Genomic DNA, 17,058 nt, shown 5'->3' with positions numbered 1-17,058 from the left:
TAACGATTCGAAAGAAGTGCTTTTGCGGCACCTGGCAGACCGAAAAGGGCCAAGCTCAATCCGGCAACCCAGCTTCCCGAAGATCTTCAACGAACCTGTCAATATCGCGTTGTTGCAGGTTTTCGAATGCCAGACGGACGCGGGAACAGGTCATGTCGGGGCGTTTTTCTTGGCTCTGACGAATCATTCGTCTCGCGGCGCCTATGGCTTTCTGCCGAATCAGTATTGCCGCCAGTACATAGCGACCGAACGGATCAACCGATTTTCCCTCCAATGCTGTTCTCGCACAACTTTCGGCCTGGCCAAAACTGTCGAGAACATAAAGGCAAAAGGCTTTAGCCAACAATTTCACCTTGAAATAAGGACCCGATGGCCCAAACCGGGTAGCGGTCTCGAAATGCGATAACGCGAGCTTTGCCTGCCCGTTTGCGAGATGCGCATACCCAAGAACCAAATGAGCGTTTGCCGCGCTTGGATTTAGACTGACCGCGAGCTGAGCCTCTGCAATCGCGGTATCGTGTTTGTTGAACTGAGTGTAGGCACGGGCAAGACTTGCGTGCGCAAAACTACTTTGTTCATCCAATGCCACGGCCCGCTCTGCGTGATATAGCGCGCGTTCCTTCGCCTCTTCCCGATCATCGACCTGGACGAAGAACAGCTTCCGAAGCTCGGCGTTCGCAATCACCGCGTGCGCAAGTGCATAGTCTGGCGCGATGTCGATAGTTCTGGTTAGAATATCCTTTGCCTTCTGGGTATCTTCATCTGTGAATTTGAAGAGATGCCACAGCGCTTTTTGAACCCTGTCCCAAACGTTGACCTCACCACGTTTCAACCGGGCTTGTTCGCGCAAGTCGAACCGTAACTCCCAATCTATGTGCCCGACAACGGCTGACGCGATCTCCTCCTGCAAGGAAAAGACATCTTCTGTCTTGTGATCCAGGCGATCAGCCCAAAGATCATGCCCGGTCGATGTATCTACCAGATGGGCAGTCACGCGAACGCGCTGATCGTCATAACGCACGGAACCCTCTACCAAATAGTGGGCCCCGAGACGTTGTGCGATCTCTTCTCCAACCAAAGAAGCATCCTTGAGGAGCTGGGTGGAGGTTGGTGAGACGACTGACAGCCAATCCACTTTGGCAAGTTCGGTTACAAGTTCATGGTTGATGCCAGCCACAAACCCGTTGGTGTCGCTTTGCCCACTAAGGCAGTCGAAAGGTAGCACTGCGATTACTGGTTTTTGCGGCGCTGGAAGCTGAGCGATCATCTGATCAAACAGACGGTCTTTTTCGGGTGGAGGCTCGGTTATTGGTGCAAGCGTTTCGGCCTTAGATTGAGAATCAGACATAGCTCCCCGTGTCGCTGGAAAACGGAACACTGGACCGTGTCTGGGCCATTCAACATTGTTGAGTGTCATGTAGTCTTTGAGATTGTGAGCTGCATACAAGAATGCGTGGCTGCGTGCGCCGACGTTGAGGTTCTTGTGTGCAAAATTCAGGCCCACGGCGACACGGGCCAGCAAGTATTGGCTTTCCATAAAGCTTAGCCGATGGCTTTCGTGGCGCTCGACCCAACTCATAGCGCCTTGCCGAAGAGTTCTGACGAACTCGACGAGGCCGACGTCATCCTGCCAAAGACCCAATGTGTGGTGTTTCGAATGAAAGAGGCCTAAGTCATCTAGGATGGCATCCCATTGGGCAGGTATGCAGTTTCCGCGCCGCGCCAGAAGGTACGCCATCTCGAAATACGCATGATCGTAAAACAAGAATTGCTTGTCTTCGTACAAGGCCAAATCGATCAGAAAATAATCAGGATCGCGGGACTGGTGCGATCGAACCAGTACATTGTAGCCATGGAGGTCCCCATGCACCCGTCCCTTTGCCGCTCTTACGCTCAACCGGCCCGGCAGGTTCTTTTCAAAGGCAAAGGCCAGCGGGTTTGGGTACCAATGCCCTTCAAACATAAGACAACGCTCGTGCGGGTCATGTCCGCAAACATCCAAAAGAAAGTGATGTAGCCGGCCTGGCTCAGGATCCAACCTGTAGCCGAGCCATCCAGCAAGCAGATCCTGAGGCGAGTGTAAGCCAGGCGCCATCTTGTAATCGATATTCCAGTCGTCAAGCAGGCTTCTCGACAGCCGCTCTAGAACGTTCAAGGCCGGCTCATAGCTGCAATCGTTCCAGGGAAGTGAGTATTCAAGTCCTTGCGCCACAACGGTGGAAAGGATCGCAATCTTACCCTCGTGTTCCAAAGAGTGGACGACGCGCGCCAGGTGCTTTGATCCAAACGCGGGAACCGCTTCAAACGCTTCCAGATGCCTTTGGTTTTCGGCCTTTTCATTCCATTCCGGATCGGGCAGGGCGTCGAACTTAAGTATGGCCTGGCCGCTGAACGTGTCGCATGTAATGTCGACAATATAAACTAGGGCTCCGGACTTACCGGCACTTAGCTGCCGGTGAAAATAAATCTCATCCTTTACCAACCAGCGGTCAGTTATCAGCGGCAGAAGCTCAATGTACGCTTCAGGCCATCCGAGATCATCGATGGCGTGCATTAACGACACTCCGCAGAAGTTCGGCTAAGGACTGTGCAAATCTGTAAGGCGGCAACGTTTGGTGACATGATACACAAACAATTGCGTGAACCAAGGCGTTTAAGTTGACCGGTCAGAGAGTTCCGCGCGACGGCTTGATCTGCCTAAAGAAGGCCCATTGCCTTAAGCCGCTGTCGGCGAGGTCGAAATGAATCCAGCGGTAACCGTTTTGCTGCCTTGCAAAGGGTTCTAGCCACTCTGAAGAGATGGGGACTGCTTGGCCAGCTACTATATCAAACGCGCAGATGGGAGTGACTGTTTGGGTGTTCATTGGCAATCCTTCTTTAGGTGGGTTGGAAAGTTAAGACCACTGATGCTGGCCGCAACACGGATTGCCTTTTAAGAGTGTGCAGCTTTACTCCTATGCAATACCTTTCCGCACTAGGGTCTGGGCAATCAATCCAGACCATCCCGGCTTCGCCGCGCAGAAATGTGGCAAGGGTCATGCTGTTGCTGCGCATCTAAATGATTGGCTTTGTGGTAGGAAAGGCAAAGCGCAATGGCGACCTCGATACTCTCGCCGGTCTCATAGTCAAAACAGTGTTCCAGTCCGCAGAGTTCCAGAATCTCCCCGAGTTGGATCAGTTTCGATACCGTGGCGCCGCAGTGATCACAGAACCCGTTTGCAAGAGCAGCCTTGAGTTCCGGTAGTTCCACAGTTTTTTGAAAGTTGCACTTTCACTTACTCACATGCTTCCAAAACCCCATGTAACGCAATCAGCGATATCTCGGCGATGTCAGACTTCAAGGCTCGGCGATGAGATTAAGGGGGCTTGTGGTCTGGGTTCAGCCCTTCCTTTGAGCTGAGATTTTGGTTTCGGAATTAATCTAACTCGTATTCAACAAACGGAGGCCGCGAGGCTGCGAAGCTGTTTTGCGGCTTGGCCCGGCAACCCATCAACGTCGCTCTCATCAAACACCGCATAGGCTGCGTATGCGAAGCGCGGTGCAGCCTCTATCAATGCGAGCCAGCCTTCTTCAAGCTCTGGCATAATCACACGCTTGGGAAAGTACCCGGCTGCAGGAACTGACTTCAGATACTGAAGGCCCAGGGTTCCGATGCCAAGCTGAAGGCGCGGCGTGTCAAGCTCCGGAAAGTTCAACAAATGGTCTGCTCGGAACTCAGGGCCCCAATCAATAAAGACATACTTGACGCTGTGAACGGTTGGAAGGGCCAACGGGCCGCTGGTGACAAGAACAAACTCATCTTCAAAGAGTTGTAATGCAGAGAGGCTCGACACGCTTCGCGGCCGATACATGATTGCAAGGTCCAGTTTTCCTTCTTCAATCTCGCGCGTCAGTGTTTCGGAAGAAGCGGCTGATGCTCTGATTGCAACATCGGGTAGCGATGTCATTAGATCTGGCAAGGCATTGATGAGATATCCGTCCCAAAGGCTCGGCGCCGCGCCGATTTCCAACGCTGCTGCCATGGTGGCGGGAAGACCAGCGTCCAGCTTTGCCTGTGTCCAGGTGCGCACCAGAACCTGAGCGTGTTTCAGGAAATGCCGCCCTGCAATGGTCAGTGTTGCGCCTGACTTACCACGTTTGAACACCGGCTGACCAAGCTGTTGCTCAAGCGTTCGAATTCGCATGCTGACTGTTGATTGCGTGACATGAACTTTGTTCGCAGCATCGAAAAAGGTGCCCGTTTCAACAACCGCGAGGAAAGTTCGAGCAAGTTCAATATCCATAGCCAACCTATTTGAATATCCGATATTATCGGCGAGAAAAATTCGTTATTCAACAAGATACGTGTGTGCCATACTCTCTATGTAGCGCGAAAGTGCCCCCACCAGATCGGAACGCCAATCAACAATTCTCGTTTGTAGTGGAGATCCCGAGCTGAGGAACCGTTGCAATCTGAATCCTGTGAATTTGCCACCCACACCGGAGCGCTGCACCAACCCCACAATGGGCAAGAAGCCCATTTTCTCATGGAGAAAACAAAATGAGTCGAGTTTCTGTTGTTGCTCTTCTCTCTTCGCTGTTTGCTGTTCCGGCATTCGCTATGCCCGCTGATCTTGACATGGACGGTGATGGCCTGGCGTCTCTGGCAGAGCTTCAGACCAAGTATCCTGAAGTCTCGGATGATCTCTTCCTGGAGATCGATGCGAATGCAGATGGTTTCATCAATGACGACGAATTGGTTGCCGCCGTTGACGCAGAACTTCTCCCTGGTCCCACAGGTGATCAGTAAGCAAAGGTTGTCACGGCTATGAGGAAGCCAATCCCGCCCCACAAATGGCTGCTTGCCGCGATGGGTATTTGGTTGGTTTTGTCCCCCTTTGTCCTGTTTCGTGAGGAAACACTGTTGCAGGGCATGGCTGAACTTGAAGCAATCGCCTTCATGGCAACTGGCATTGTTGTTCTGGTCATGTCCGGCGCTGACGGCCGGAGCCACCTTCTCGCACGGGTGGCTCCGGTTTCAGCTCTGGGGTTCCTATTGATCGCGGCTCCAACGTCGCTGAACTTCACCGGCCATATTGTGGCGACGGCCAATGCATGGCTAACGGGATCAGCGCTGATCGCGCTCGTCGTATGGGAGGTAACGGCGAGCCGCGGATTGCCTGCAATCTCGTAACCTGGCGCGGGGCGGGCAACTGCCCCGCGTTTTTACATTCAGACTATCTAAATGATCTCGTCTTCATCGAACATTGGATCGCCGTCGAGCTGATTGGCGATCATGTCGATCCGCATTTCAACATCCGCGCTCGTCGTTTTGGCGATATGAAACAAGGCGTCGCCCTCGTGCACAAATGGCAAATTATTGCGTCCTACAATGATGCCGTCCGCTTTTCCAAGAACGTCCATTCTGATTTCCCCAAACGGGTCCGAAATCCGGCCGAGCAAGTCGCCGACCTCTACATATTCGCCCGCCGCCTTGAATGTTCTTAGCAATCCACCGGCCGGAGCGCGTACCCAGGAACTCATTCTTGCATGAACGGGCGCCTCACGCACAGACGCGATCCCGCGCTTGGCAACCATGCCCATCGCGTTCATTACCCGAAGAATACCGGCGAGCCCCGCCCGCGCCGAAAGCTCGTCAAATCGAAGCCCTTCGCCACCTTCAAACAGCAATACATCGACGCCGCGCTCTTGGGCTGCCTTTCGCAGCGACCCGTCGCGCAGCTTTGAAATCATGACGACCGGTGCACCGAACGCATCGGCGTACCTGATCGTTGCATCCGAGGCCGGAGAAACTCGTATTTGAGGCAGGTTGGTGCGATGAATAGCGGCAGAATGAAGATCGATACCGAGATCGGAACGCTCAACGATTTCGGTCATGAAGATATGTGCGAGGCGGCCCGCCAATGATCCGCCCTCGCTACCGGGAAAAGACCGGTTCAGGTCGCGCCTGTCCGGAAGGTATCTCGATTGGGTCATGAAGCCGAACGCGTTCACTATAGGCACAACCAGCAACGTGCCCGCGATCTTGTCGAGTTGAGGGGCCCGTAGCAATCGCCGTGCGATTTCGACGCCAATCACTTCATCGCCATGAATCGCCGCGCTGACAAACAGGACCGGCCCTGGGCGGCGGCCATGAACCACATGCACTGACATGCTGACCGGCGTATGATCGGACATCACGCTCACCGGCACGTCCAGCGTAGTCCGCGTGCCTGCCGGGACGGTGAAACCGCCGATTTCAAATGGCTCGCGCATGGCTGTTATCCGCGCCCTCTGGTCTTAGTGTTTCCCTTGGCGGCGTTCTTTTCCAGAAACTCGATGATCTTGCCTGCAACATCAATGCCCGTTGCCTTTTCCACCCCTTCAAGTCCGGGTGAGGAATTCACCTCCATGACAACCGCCCCATGATTGGCGCGCAGCATATCTACGCCACAGACATTCAGCCCCATCGTCTTAGCTGCACGCACAGCGACAGAGCGTTCCTCGGGTGAGATCTTGATAGGCTGGGCGCTCCCGCCCCGGTGCAGGTTGGATCGGAACTCTCCTTCGGCCCCCTTCCGCTGCATCGCCGCGATAACGCGGCCACCAACCACAAGCGCACGAATATCTGTACCGCCCGCTTCCTTGATGAACTCCTGTACCATGATGTTAACTTTCGCGCCGCGAAATGCCTCGACCACGGATTTTGCCGAGCGGTTTGAGTCGGCAAGAACCACCCCGATGCCCTGCGTACCTTCCAGAAGCTTGACCACCAGAGGAGCGTCCCCCGCGAGTTTGAGAACTTCGTCGGTTTGCTTTGGATCATGAGCGAACGTGGTGACAGGCAGGCCAATGCCGTCCCGCGCCATGAGTTGCATGGAGCGCAGCTTGTCGCGCGATCTGCCAATCGCCACTGACTCGTTGAGTGGAAAGACCCCCATGATCTCGAACTGTCGCAGCACGGCCAATCCATAGAATGTGACCGATGCTCCGATCCGGGGGATTACCGCGTCATAACGCCCAAGCTTCTTTCCGTCATAGTAGACCTCTGGTCGGCGTGAAGCGATGTTCATGTAGCAACGCAACGTGTTCACGATATCAAGCTCGTGGCCGCGCTGCTCGGCGGCTTCTTTCAGACGACGGTGGGAGTAAAGCTCTGGATTGCGGGCAAGCATGACAAATTTCATTGGCGTTGTCCTTCCGGGTCCTTGCTTCTGGCTTTCTTTTTGATCTCCGTTGGAATTTTCCCGGAACCCAGCAGATAGGAGTGACCCGGATCGACAAGAATCCCCCGCCTGCGAATGGCAGTGCGGCCGAGGATCAAATCAAATTCCATCCTCGCACGGTTGGCCAGAGAGACGTCGATCTGCCAGCGATGCCGTCCAAGTAAAAGCTGCGTTCTCACGATCAGTCGACGTTCGGGGACACCACCTGTGTTCTTGATCTCGCGTTCGTCGACAACCCTGGTTCGAACCCGGTTTGGTGAACGGCGGTTTTGGACTGGTATCATGAACTCGACCCATCGCTCGCCGTCAATTTCAAACACTGTCTGGTCCACAGCATGGAGTGCTGCGGTTCTTGCACCGGTGTCTATCTTGGCCGGGATATTCTCTATTCCGAATTCGGGCAGGCTGATGCGTTCACGCCAACCTATGATTTCTGGGTTTGAGACACGCTTCACCATAGCATTTACTCTAAGCAGTCATCGTTGGCACGTCTGTAGTTCACAAACGAATTGGCGCTCATCACGACATAGAACGTATCCATGTCGATTAACACGTACCCAAGTTCAAAAAGTGCAACCGACAGTGCACGGATGTCTGTTTCGTATAAACGTCTACGCCCTGCGATCCGACGGACGAGCTTGTCCGGGATTCGATAGCGTCCATTTGGCTTACCGCCAAAGTCCTGATCGTAAAGTTCGGCCAGGCGTACGGCGGTCATAGATGTCCAGTCACTTTCAAGCATGACTTTTACCTATATTGACAAAAATAATTTGTCTATAGACAAAAATATTCTGCTATAGGGCTTTCACTGAACAGAATCTCCACCAATGAAACGAAGATGAGAGACATCGATACTATCCCGAAGGAACTGGAAGCGCAGTTGCAGCAAGCCCTGGCAGAGCGTGACGGGGCTGCGCTCGCAAAACTGCTTGATCCGCTTCCGTTGAGCGATGCCCTGCGTGAACTGCTCAATCTGCCAGTAGAGCAGCGGAGTGCCGCACTATCTTTGCTGCCACCGGAACTGGCTGCCAAACTTGTCGAAGAGGCTCCGAACGCGATGGCGGTCGACCTTGTCGAGCGCATGGAGTCTGAGCAGGCCGCAGAGGTCATCGAAGAGCTGGATTCCGATGTTCAGGCTGATGTCATAGGAGAGCTTGAAGACGCAGATGCGGAAGCGATCCTTACCCGGATGGATCCTGGGGACGCCGCAGATGTTCGTCGGCTGGTGGAATATGAGGATGATCTTGCAGGAGGCCTCATGGTTGCCGAAGCCTTCACGTTTTCCGAGACCGATACAGTGGGAAGAGTGCTCAGGCGCTTCGCCAATGAAGAGTATGACCTTGAACGCTATCGGGGTCAGCATCCCTATGTGCTGAATTCAAATGGTGCCCCAATTGGAGTGGTCTCATTACGCAGTCTTGTGTCCACTCGTCGAAGCGCGCGTTTGACCGATATCATGGCGCCTCCAATTGCCGTCCCGGCCAACATGCCGCTGGAGAAATTAGAAGACTTGTTCGATGAACACCCGTTTCTTGGATTACCGGTCGTGGAGGCGGACGGGCATCTGGTGGGCGTCGTCTCGCGGTCTGCCGTCGATGAAGCCCTTCTGGAACGTGCGGAATCGGCCAGCCTGAAACGCCAGGGTGTCTTCGGTGATGAACTTCGCTCGATGCCGCTGCCACTTAGGGCGCGTCGGCGGCTTCAATGGCTTTCGGCCAATATCGTCCTCAACGTCATAGCAGCCAGCGTCATAGCCGCCTATGAAGAAACGCTTGCCGCGGTAATCGCGCTTGCAGTGTTCCTGCCGATGGTGTCCGACATGAGCGGCTGCTCGGGCAATCAGGCCGTCGCCGTCAGCATGCGCGAGTTGTCCCTCGGCCTTGTCCGGCCCATCGACGCCATGCGTGTCTGGTTCAAAGAAGTGTCGGTCGGGTTGATCAATGGGTTCGTTCTGGGGCTTCTGATCGGCGTCGTTGCCTGGATGTGGAAAGGCAATCCGTTTCTGGGGCTGGTGATTGGTGGAGCACTTGGGCTCAACACCGTCGTCGCCGTGTCCATTGGCGGTGTTCTACCATTGCTGTTGAAGCGCATCGGTCAGGACCCCGCCGTCGCCAGCGGCCCTTTATTGACGACTATAACCGACATGGCGGGGTTCTTCCTCGTATTGAGCCTTGTAACCGCAATGATGCCACTTCTGGTTTGACGTTTTCCCGCACCCGAACCATCAGTTCGGCCGGGTGCCTTCTCACGAGGAAAAAAGAATGACGATCTCAAGCATTGTCGAAACACAGAATCTGAAAAGACGCCCGTTCTGCGACGCCGACACAACGGTGTTCGAAGCGGCTGTGACCATTGCGCTATTGGAGGTGAACGCGCTTGCGGTCCTTGAGGATGGGAAGTTGGTCGGGATCATCACGGATCACGACGTGCTGCTGTGCCTCGCGGATTCAGGCTCGGCCTTCTACGAACAAACAGTGGATGACTGGATGACAGAGAAACCAATTACATGTGCAACTGGCTCGAAGCTTTCAACCGCTCTCAATCTGATGGCGAAACACGACATTCGAAACTTAGTCGTCACCCAACGCGGCGAGCCTTATTCCGTCGTGAGCAGCAAAGAGATACTGGCAAGGATTCATGAGGAAGACGAATTGGAACTGAAAGTATTGCGCGACAGAGAACGCAATAAACCCGGTCGATTTGTTGTTTGAGACGTAATGGCAATTGCAAAAATGAGCAAAACCAGAAGGGCCGCCGATACGACAGGTAAGCTGTATGCGCAGGCTGCAGCGCTGCCTTTGAGACTGTCAAACGCTTCTAAGGTAGAGGTGTTGATGGTGACGTCCCGAGATACAGGACGTTGGGTTCCACCAAAGGGTTGGACGAACAAGAGAAAAAGTCCTTGGTCATCCGCGAAGATCGAAGCCTGGGAGGAAGCAGGCGCAATAGGCGCTATTTCCAAAACACCGCTCGGGACATACGACTACAACAAAATCCTCAATGACGGCACCGCAATAACTTGCCGCGTGACACTCTACCCGATGGTTGTGCAGAAACTCAGCAAGAAGTGGAAGGAAAAACACGAGCGAACAAGGTGCTGGTTCTCACCCGAGCAAGCGGCAAGGAGAGTGTGTGAACCGGAGTTGGGAGCAATGATTTCAAGCATTGAGGCTCGGCCAGACTGGTTGCGAAAAATGTTGAAGAAATACGCCAGTGTCTAGTGTGCACATATCTGCTCGCCCCGGAACTGTTACACCGTTTTGGACCAATCTGGAAAAGACTGACAATGGTATCATCGAAATGCCAGGCAATGGGGCCAGACGGTCAACCCTTTTAGTGCACCACGACGATAAATTGGGTCAACGAAAAGAAGAAGCGTCCGACTTTTGCAAGGCTATGCTGTTCGTCAAACCACGATTGCGCAACAGCGGGTTCAACATGGTCATTTGCGACAGCGTATTGCTTCATGAGGTGCATCATCATGATTGCGAGGCCATCAGGCTTTAGCTGGTGATCTGTCATTGTGAACGACAAGACATCTTCCACAAAGTTGCCGCGAGCCTTTATCAGTGCGGGCAGTCTTTCCGGGAGGGAACCACTCACAAAGTGTTGGTTCCAAGAAGTTAGCATTTTTTGCATTCTGTCAGGCTCGCCGCTGAACCAGATTAAGCTACCAAAGTGGAGATCACTGATGACAAGGCGCCCGCCGGGTTTGACGCACCGCAGCGTGTCATCCAGTGCTCCGTCTATATCGTCGATGTACTCAAAGACCTGTACCGAGACGGCCTTGTCAGCACTCTCATCCTCAATGGGCAAGCTATTTGCGGCACCAGCACGAAACTCCAGGTTTGCGTAGTCACTGCATCGTTCTCTTGCGGCTGCTGTCATATCCTCGCTTGGGTCGATCCCGATGACATAGCCATCCGAGCCAACTGCGCGAGCCAACTCCGCTGTTAACATCCCGTTGCCACAACCGACATCCAAAATAGTCTCACCGGGAGCCGGGCGCAGCGCATTAAATGAAGCCTGTCTTCGCGGTTCTGTTGCAAAGTTTTGAACCCGCCGAGCAGTTTCAACAATTGATCGGGAGTTAAGTTGCGAGCTCAGCAAACTGCTGAAACGTACAGAGTCCGGGTGTGAATTGCCCCTTACGGATCATGTGCGCAACCTCGATACCTGCTAGCGTCGCCGATGCTGAAGCGAATGCCTTGAACCCAAGCATCGGTCGCGTGCGCCTCTTGATGAAACGGTGGTCCTGTTCCACGATAATATTTAGGTATTTCCGCCTCACCATCTCGATTGGAATCGGACAACCAAAGCTCTTGAGCATCTTGTTGATCGCCTTTATGCCAGTAGTATTGGCGCCACTTTTGTCGATGACGATCTTTTTGGGGAGGCCGTTGATCTCTAGCATCCTGGCGAAGAACTTTGTCGCAGCAGGTTTGTTTCGGCGTGGGGAAAGCATGAAATCGAGCGTTTTGCCGTATTTGTCGACCGCTCGATAGAGATAAACCCACGAACCTTTCACCTTGATATAAGTTTCATCCATTCGCCAGGATCGGTCACACGATCCCTTCCGTCTGCGAGCCGCATCAGCAATGGCACTGGAGTATCGTGTCACCCAACGGTTCAGCGTGGTGTGATCTACCGCAACGCCGCGCTCGGACATGATTTCTTCAAGGTCACGGTACGACACGCCGTATCGAAGGTAGAAGAACACAGCAAAGAGGATCACATCCTTGGGATATTGTGCGCCTTTGAAGGAGATCATGAGCTGGCTTTCGGCTGAATTACACCGGCCGCTATTCACTCTCTGCGTTCTTGAGCGTCAATGGCAAAAAGTTTGCAACAGATCCGTTCAAGGTTGGGCTGGATGGGTTAAAGGAGGGGCTGAACGCAGAGAACTAAATCTCAATCACAGGGGCGTCACACGCTACCGCGACGCGGGATCTACAGGATCTGGTAGAAGAGGGCGCTTTGGTCCGAACGGGTGAACTTCGGTACACGCGATATTGGTCAAAGCTGGATCGGGACGGGTAGGCGGATGAGGTACGGCACGAAGGCGGTTTAAAGCGGTCTTTCGCTGCACGTGCAATGGAAACCTTTCTTCGGGGGAAAGCGGATGTTGGATTTCGTCCAATGCACGGGGTGTTGCATTTAGACGCCAGGGAATTCGCCAATACCAGCAGTCGGCTTTCCAAGAACATGCTGTTTTTCTGTCTCAAATCTGAGCGTCCCGAAATCTCACAATTTGAATTTTCCGGGGAAAAGTCCGCACAAGAAACGTCTGATAAGATCAACAGAGCGTCGTCGTGAAAAACCCTGCATATCTGTTAGGTAATTGACCCACATACCTTCCAGCAAAGCCAGCGTTCCGGCGGTGGCATCGTCCACCAAGTTTGGGTCACGCTCGTTTTTTTGAGCTATCTCCTTAAACGCAAGCCGCAAGGTCTCGACAAGTTTTTGATCTTGGGTGCTGCTATAGCGGGCAATACCTGGGTGTGAGCTCGCGATGCCGCGGAATGCATGCCAGATTTTCGTACTTCTTGGATTGAGCAGAGCTTCGGATAGGTCCGCCTCGATCACGGCCATCACACGGTCTTCGGGCGATGCATCCGAACCCAGGTCGGTCAATTTGTCCATTTCGGCATAATATTGAGCACTGAAATGCTGGGCTGCTGCCGTCAGCAAATTGTCCTTCCCGCCGAAATGCAAATGGATCATTCCGCGCGATAAACCAGAACGCTCGCAGATGCGGCTGACCGTCGTATCGGTGACTCCAATATCCGCGATAGAGTCCAGAGTCGCCTTGATCAGAAGTTGCTTATTGGCATCCGGAGCACGTTTCGAGCCACGTTTTCTTCCTCTGACGTTTTCCACTTTATTCAATAATTCCATCCTCTTGATGGCATCCCTCAAGTCTATCTCACAGGAAGATTGACACGAAAGACCGTTCTGGCGCAACATTTAATGGACGATCGTCCATTAGTGACTCGTGAAAATCCGGAAAGGAGGTTGGGTAATCTTTCGTAGCGAAGCATCCCGGGGCTATACCCTCAGCGCACCAGCCACGGCTTATGTGGGTTTTCTGGTGACGGCTCCATTGTTGATCCTGATCGCCTATTCGTTCTGGACGCAATCTTACGTAACGCTCGACAAGACGCCGACACTAAAAAATTATAGCGACGCGTTTGCAGATCCTCTGGTCCGACACTTGATGCTAAGGTCGATCTGGATTGCCGGAGCAGTAACAGCAGTTACCGTCGCACTAGCATATCCCATCGCTTATTTCATCGCGATGAAGGCCCGGAAAAAGACCATCTGGCTTCTGCTCATCACCATTCCATTCTGGTCTAGCTACCTCCTGCGCGTTTTTGCCTGGAAACTCATTCTAGGGTTCAATGGAGTGATGAACTCCGCACTGTTGATGCTTGGCTTGATTGACGAACCGCTGGACTTCCTACTCTACAATGAATTTGCAGTCGTGCTGACGCTTGCTCATGCCTGGGCGCCATTTGCGATCCTGCCGATCTATGTCTCATTGCAGAAGATCGATCCAAGCTTACTAGAAGCCGCCACCGACCTCGGTAACAGCCCTTTTCAGCGCTTCATGCGGGTGACGCTGCCACTAACCATCCCGGGGATTATTGCTGCTTGTCTGATCATATTTATCCCCACGGTAGGTGACTATGTGACCCCGGCACTGGTTGGAGGGTCGGACGGGAAGATGATCGCCAACCTAATTCAGGTGCAGTTCGGGGCCGCCAACAACTGGCCACTCGGCGCCACCCTTTCACTGATCGCGATGCTATCGGTTGGCTTTGTCGCTATAGTGTTTGTAATTACCGCCACCCGGCTAGGGAGGCGTATAAGATGAGACGCCCTTCGACCCTGACAGCCTACGCTTTTCTGTATTTGGTTTTTCTTTACCTGCCCGTCCTTTTTCTGCCCTTGTTTTCATTCAATAGCGGCACAATAGTTGCCTTTCCGATCAAGGGCTGGACGCTGGACTGGTATCGGAAGCTGGGCGAACAGGATACCTTGATCCAGGCCCTTTGGAATTCGCTTGGTGTCGGCACGGTCGTCGCACTTCTGTCTACCGCAATGGGGTTGTTCGCCGCTCGCGCCTTTGTTCGGTACCGTTTTCGGGGTCAGCGTGCTGCCGAAGGTCTGGTGATGCTGCCTTTGGTTATTCCCGGCATTATAGTTGCTTCTTCAATGCTGGTTCTGTTTCTGTTTGTCGGACTCAAGCCGTCTTTGCTGACCGTCGTTCTGGGCCATACATTTCTTGCGCTGCCGTTTTCCGTCTCGATCCTGAAGTCTGCGTTCGATGACTTCGATGCGTCGCTGGAGGAAGCATCTTACGATCTGGGCGTCGGCGTGTTCGACACCTTCCGCCGCGTGACGCTTCCGGTCGTTTCCCCGGGTATCGTAGCCAGTTTGTTGGTCACTTTCACAGTCAGCTTCGACGAATTCGTCCTCGCCTTTTTCCTGTCCGGCAACCAACCAACCTTGCCAGTATACATCTGGAGCCAGATTCGTTTCCCCGCCAAGCTTCCAAACGTTTTGGCCCTAGGCTCTATCCTGCTGCTTACATCGGTCCTGCTTTTGGCGCTGGCTGAGTATTTCCGGCGCCGCGCATCCGCATCAGAGGTCAGATGACAGACAAAAACATCATAGAACTCAGGGGCGTCGAAAAGCGCTATGGTACATTCCTGGCGGCTAGCGGGATCAATCTCGATCTTAAAGAAGGCGAGTTTTTCTCACTCCTTGGCCCATCGGGATGTGGCAAAACCACGGTATTGAGGATGATCGCGGGATTCCAAGAGCCGACCAAAGGCACTGTGCTGATCGACGGTCAGGATATGGATGGTGTGCCTGCCAATAACCGGCCGACCAACATGGTATTTCAGAGCTATGCTATCTTCCCGCACCTGAATGTCGGGAACAACGTGGCCTATGGATTACGCGGCAAGGCCCCCAAAGCCGAAATCGACCAGCGCGTAGCCGAAGCCTTGGAAATGGTCGAGTTGGGGGGGCTTGAGGATCGCGGCGCAAGTGAGTTGTCAGGCGGGCAACGGCAAAGGGTGGCGCTCGCCCGCGCGCTGATCATGCGACCCAAAGTATTGTTGCTGGATGAGCCCTTGTCGGCCTTGGACAAGAAGCTGCGCGAGCAGATGCAATTTGAAATGCGCAATCTGCAGCAATCGCTGGGTATTACCTTTGTGATGGTCACACACGACCAATACGAGGCGATGACAATGTCTGACCGCATTGGCGTGATGTTCAATGGGCGCCTCAAGCAGGTGGATACGCCAACAACGCTTTACGCCCGGCCCTGCGATCAGCAGGTTGCCAGTTTCATCGGTGAGATGAACATTCTGCCTGCCCAGTTGCTAAAGGAAAATGGCGATACGCTTTCAATCCACGCGAAGGCCTTTGGCCAAATGGAAATTGGAAGAAACCCCAACGTTGCAACCAGCGCCCGAGATATGAACATCGGTATTCGACCCGAACAATTAGAAATCACCGCTGAAAAACCCGAAGACTATCCATCAACCGTTCAGGGCAAAGTCAGCAATGTGGCCTTCTATGGCGAGAACATTCACTACCACATTCAGGTTGCGGAAGCCGACGCGCCGATCGCGGTCTCGGTTCCGAACTACTTTCACACGGTTGATTTCAATCGCGGCGACACAGTTTGGCTGGGAGTCCAAAGCGCCAGCGTGATCGATCTTGGCACAGACACAGAATAAGACAATGGGAGGAAAAAATGAAACTTCAGGGAATTGCGGCTTTCGCATGTGCGACAGCGATAAGTGCAGGAAGCGCCAGCGCCGGTGGAGCTGATCTGACGGTTTTTGACTGGTCGGGATATGAAGACCCGGGCTTCTTTGCCAGCTACATGGAAAAATACGGGAATGAGGCACCAAGCTATTCCTATTTCGGAAGCCAGGAAGAAGCCTTTACCAAGCTGAGTTCCGGTTTTACTGCTGATCTGGCACATCCTTGTTCCGACGCGGTCAGAAAATGGGTCGCAGCAGATCTGATTCAGCCGCTGGATGAAAGCAAACTGACCAATTGGGCCGATGTACTGCCCGAGATCAAGGAGGTCGACGCCATCGTTCTGGACGGCCAGCTTTACATGTTGCCGTTCGAATGGGGGAACACGGGCCTTATCTATCGCACCGACAAGATCTCGGGCGACGATATCTCACTGCAATTGCTGGCCGACCCGGCCTATGCCGGTAAGATCGCTATCCCGGATGCCGCATCATCTGCGTATGCGTTAGCGGCGCTGGCTACTGGAAATGCTGACGACTACACCAACTTGAGCGATGAGCAGTTCAAGGAAGCGTCTGACTTCCTGCGCTCGATCCACCCGAACATGCGCTTTTACTGGTCCGACGCAGGTCAGTTTGACCAGGCAATGACCAGCGGCGAGATCGAATTGGGTTGGGCCTGGAACCAGTCAGAACTAAACCTGATCTGGAATGAGGTGCCTGCCGCGATGATGCGAGACGTCGACAAGGGTATCGCGACCTGGGCGTGCGGCTATGTGCATCTGAAATCATCCACGACACCGGTCGATCAGGTCTATGATCTGTTGAACGCGCTTACCGACCCGGCCAGCGGTCAGTACATAATCGACAACTGGGGCTACCCGCATTCCAACGCAAAAGCGTTCGAAGTTGCCGATCAGGCCAACATCGAAGCCTATGGTTTCTCCGATCCAAAAAGCTTCTTCGAGGGCAGTTTGTTCTTTGATGCGGTGAACCCCGAGCTTGAGGCAAAAATGCTGGCGGAGTTTGAACGGATCAAAGCCGGCTTCTGATTCAACAATATCTCCGG

General features: G+C 53.6%; 19 protein-coding genes. 9 read left to right on the top strand and 10 right to left on the bottom strand.

Annotation, left to right across the window (positions count from 1 at the left end; all coding sequences use genetic code 11):
- Positions 1–55: 55 nt before the first annotated feature.
- The 3 genes from GOW04_RS10155 to GOW04_RS10145 all read right to left on the bottom strand — a co-directional run bounded on the left by GOW04_RS10155 (position 56) and on the right by GOW04_RS10145 (position 4,284).
- Positions 56–2,554: a hypothetical protein gene (locus GOW04_RS10155; RefSeq protein ID WP_171232444.1), complete on the bottom strand. Its 2,499-nt coding sequence runs from the start codon at positions 2,552–2,554 to the stop codon at positions 56–58.
- 435 nt (positions 2,555–2,989) lie between these two features.
- Positions 2,990–3,250, bottom strand: coding sequence for a hypothetical protein (locus GOW04_RS10150; RefSeq protein ID WP_171232443.1), 261 nt, complete (start codon positions 3,248–3,250; stop codon positions 2,990–2,992).
- A 182-nt stretch (positions 3,251–3,432) separates the two neighbouring features.
- The gene (locus tag GOW04_RS10145; protein ID WP_171232442.1) at positions 3,433–4,284 is read right to left on the bottom strand and encodes a LysR family transcriptional regulator; all 852 of its coding nucleotides are present in this window, start codon (positions 4,282–4,284) and stop codon (positions 3,433–3,435) included.
- 257 nt (positions 4,285–4,541) lie between these two features.
- Between GOW04_RS10145 and GOW04_RS10140 the strand changes: the two genes are divergently transcribed.
- Together GOW04_RS10140 and GOW04_RS10135 are read left to right on the top strand one after the other, a co-directional pair.
- The gene (locus tag GOW04_RS10140) at positions 4,542–4,790 is read left to right on the top strand and encodes a hypothetical protein (protein ID WP_171169366.1); all 249 of its coding nucleotides are present in this window, start codon (positions 4,542–4,544) and stop codon (positions 4,788–4,790) included.
- Positions 4,791–4,808: 18 nt separating this feature from the next.
- Complete coding sequence (locus GOW04_RS10135) at positions 4,809–5,174, top strand: hypothetical protein (protein ID WP_171232441.1); 366 nt, start codon at positions 4,809–4,811, stop codon at positions 5,172–5,174.
- A 47-nt stretch (positions 5,175–5,221) separates the two neighbouring features.
- Here GOW04_RS10135 and GOW04_RS10130 read toward each other — a convergent pair whose 3' ends face one another.
- Genes GOW04_RS10130 through GOW04_RS10115 form a run of 4 tightly spaced genes read right to left on the bottom strand, consistent with a single transcriptional unit; the run spans position 5,222 to position 7,948 of the window.
- Positions 5,222–6,256, bottom strand: coding sequence for a succinylglutamate desuccinylase/aspartoacylase family protein (locus GOW04_RS10130; protein WP_171232440.1), 1,035 nt, complete (start codon positions 6,254–6,256; stop codon positions 5,222–5,224).
- 5 nt (positions 6,257–6,261) lie between these two features.
- Complete coding sequence (gene rimK, locus GOW04_RS10125) at positions 6,262–7,167, bottom strand: 30S ribosomal protein S6--L-glutamate ligase (RefSeq protein WP_171232439.1); 906 nt, start codon at positions 7,165–7,167, stop codon at positions 6,262–6,264.
- A complete protein-coding gene (locus GOW04_RS10120; protein WP_171232438.1) occupies positions 7,164–7,664 on the bottom strand; it encodes a RimK/LysX family protein in 501 nt (166 codons plus the stop codon). Before GOW04_RS10120 ends, rimK begins: the two co-directional genes overlap by 4 nt.
- Before the next feature lie 5 nt (positions 7,665–7,669).
- The gene (locus GOW04_RS10115) at positions 7,670–7,948 is read right to left on the bottom strand and encodes a hypothetical protein (protein ID WP_171117739.1); all 279 of its coding nucleotides are present in this window, start codon (positions 7,946–7,948) and stop codon (positions 7,670–7,672) included.
- A 96-nt stretch (positions 7,949–8,044) separates the two neighbouring features.
- Here GOW04_RS10115 and GOW04_RS10110 point away from each other — a divergent pair, with 96 nt between their 5' ends.
- The 3 genes from GOW04_RS10110 to GOW04_RS10100 are packed head-to-tail and all read left to right on the top strand — an operon-like array spanning position 8,045 to position 10,427.
- Entirely contained in the window at positions 8,045–9,409 is a 1,365-nt protein-coding gene (locus GOW04_RS10110) for a magnesium transporter (RefSeq protein ID WP_171232437.1), read from the top strand.
- A gap of 58 nt (positions 9,410–9,467) precedes the next feature.
- On the top strand, positions 9,468–9,917 hold the full coding sequence (locus GOW04_RS10105; protein WP_171117742.1) for a CBS domain-containing protein: 450 nt from the start codon (positions 9,468–9,470) through the stop codon (positions 9,915–9,917).
- 6 nt (positions 9,918–9,923) lie between these two features.
- Positions 9,924–10,427, top strand: coding sequence for an NUDIX hydrolase (locus GOW04_RS10100; protein WP_253283817.1), 504 nt, complete (start codon positions 9,924–9,926; stop codon positions 10,425–10,427).
- A 112-nt stretch (positions 10,428–10,539) separates the two neighbouring features.
- Here the strand turns inward: GOW04_RS10100 and GOW04_RS10095 are convergent, their stop codons facing one another.
- The 3 genes from GOW04_RS10095 to GOW04_RS10085 all read right to left on the bottom strand — a co-directional run bounded on the left by GOW04_RS10095 (position 10,540) and on the right by GOW04_RS10085 (position 13,125).
- Positions 10,540–11,316 carry a methyltransferase domain-containing protein gene (locus GOW04_RS10095; RefSeq protein WP_171232436.1) on the bottom strand — a complete coding sequence of 259 codons (777 nt, stop codon included), beginning with the start codon at positions 11,314–11,316 and terminating at the stop codon, positions 10,540–10,542.
- Entirely contained in the window at positions 11,297–11,977 is a 681-nt protein-coding gene (locus tag GOW04_RS10090; protein WP_171232435.1) for an IS6 family transposase, read from the bottom strand. Before GOW04_RS10090 ends, GOW04_RS10095 begins: the two co-directional genes overlap by 20 nt.
- Positions 11,978–12,450: 473 nt before the next feature.
- On the bottom strand, positions 12,451–13,125 hold the full coding sequence (locus GOW04_RS10085) for a TetR family transcriptional regulator C-terminal domain-containing protein (protein ID WP_170474750.1): 675 nt from the start codon (positions 13,123–13,125) through the stop codon (positions 12,451–12,453).
- Positions 13,126–13,228: 103 nt separating this feature from the next.
- Here GOW04_RS10085 and GOW04_RS10080 point away from each other — a divergent pair, with 103 nt between their 5' ends.
- Genes GOW04_RS10080 through GOW04_RS10065 form a run of 4 tightly spaced genes read left to right on the top strand, consistent with a single transcriptional unit; the run spans position 13,229 to position 17,041 of the window.
- A complete protein-coding gene (locus GOW04_RS10080; RefSeq protein ID WP_170474779.1) occupies positions 13,229–14,083 on the top strand; it encodes an ABC transporter permease in 855 nt (284 codons plus the stop codon).
- Entirely contained in the window at positions 14,080–14,868 is a 789-nt protein-coding gene (locus GOW04_RS10075; RefSeq protein WP_171232434.1) for an ABC transporter permease, read from the top strand. Before GOW04_RS10080 ends, GOW04_RS10075 begins: the two co-directional genes overlap by 4 nt.
- Positions 14,865–15,962, top strand: a complete 1,098-nt coding sequence (locus GOW04_RS10070; protein ID WP_171232433.1) for an ABC transporter ATP-binding protein — start codon at positions 14,865–14,867, stop codon at positions 15,960–15,962. Before GOW04_RS10075 ends, GOW04_RS10070 begins: the two co-directional genes overlap by 4 nt.
- A gap of 17 nt (positions 15,963–15,979) precedes the next feature.
- On the top strand, positions 15,980–17,041 hold the full coding sequence (locus GOW04_RS10065) for an extracellular solute-binding protein (RefSeq protein WP_170572148.1): 1,062 nt from the start codon (positions 15,980–15,982) through the stop codon (positions 17,039–17,041).
- Positions 17,042–17,058 lie beyond the last annotated feature (17 nt).

Source organism: Ruegeria sp. HKCCA4812 (genome assembly GCF_013034245.1).
Taxonomy (GTDB): Bacteria; Pseudomonadota; Alphaproteobacteria; order Rhodobacterales; family Rhodobacteraceae; genus Ruegeria.
Note: the sequence above shows the minus strand (reverse complement) of the source record. Positions and strands in the feature narration are given on the sequence as shown.

Excerpts from the sequence above, each read along its gene's own strand:
- GOW04_RS10155 (WP_171232444.1), bottom strand. The coding sequence starts at position 2,554 with ATGCACGCCATCGATGATCTCGGATGGCCTGAAGCGTACATTGAGCTT.
- GOW04_RS10145 (WP_171232442.1), bottom strand. The coding sequence starts at position 4,284 with ATGGATATTGAACTTGCTCGAACTTTCCTCGCGGTTGTTGAAACGGGC.
- GOW04_RS10140 (WP_171169366.1), top strand. The coding sequence starts at position 4,542 with ATGAGTCGAGTTTCTGTTGTTGCTCTTCTCTCTTCGCTGTTTGCTGTT.
- GOW04_RS10135 (WP_171232441.1), top strand. The coding sequence starts at position 4,809 with ATGAGGAAGCCAATCCCGCCCCACAAATGGCTGCTTGCCGCGATGGGT.
- GOW04_RS10130 (WP_171232440.1), bottom strand. The coding sequence starts at position 6,256 with ATGCGCGAGCCATTTGAAATCGGCGGTTTCACCGTCCCGGCAGGCACG.
- rimK (WP_171232439.1), bottom strand. The coding sequence starts at position 7,167 with ATGAAATTTGTCATGCTTGCCCGCAATCCAGAGCTTTACTCCCACCGT.
- GOW04_RS10120 (WP_171232438.1), bottom strand. The coding sequence starts at position 7,664 with ATGGTGAAGCGTGTCTCAAACCCAGAAATCATAGGTTGGCGTGAACGC.
- GOW04_RS10115 (WP_171117739.1), bottom strand. The coding sequence starts at position 7,948 with ATGCTTGAAAGTGACTGGACATCTATGACCGCCGTACGCCTGGCCGAA.
- GOW04_RS10110 (WP_171232437.1), top strand. The coding sequence starts at position 8,045 with ATGAGAGACATCGATACTATCCCGAAGGAACTGGAAGCGCAGTTGCAG.
- GOW04_RS10105 (WP_171117742.1), top strand. The coding sequence starts at position 9,468 with ATGACGATCTCAAGCATTGTCGAAACACAGAATCTGAAAAGACGCCCG.
- GOW04_RS10100 (WP_253283817.1), top strand. The coding sequence starts at position 9,924 with ATGGCAATTGCAAAAATGAGCAAAACCAGAAGGGCCGCCGATACGACA.
- GOW04_RS10090 (WP_171232435.1), bottom strand. The coding sequence starts at position 11,977 with ATGATCTCCTTCAAAGGCGCACAATATCCCAAGGATGTGATCCTCTTT.
- GOW04_RS10075 (WP_171232434.1), top strand. The coding sequence starts at position 14,080 with ATGAGACGCCCTTCGACCCTGACAGCCTACGCTTTTCTGTATTTGGTT.
- GOW04_RS10070 (WP_171232433.1), top strand. The coding sequence starts at position 14,865 with ATGACAGACAAAAACATCATAGAACTCAGGGGCGTCGAAAAGCGCTAT.
- GOW04_RS10065 (WP_170572148.1), top strand. The coding sequence starts at position 15,980 with ATGAAACTTCAGGGAATTGCGGCTTTCGCATGTGCGACAGCGATAAGT.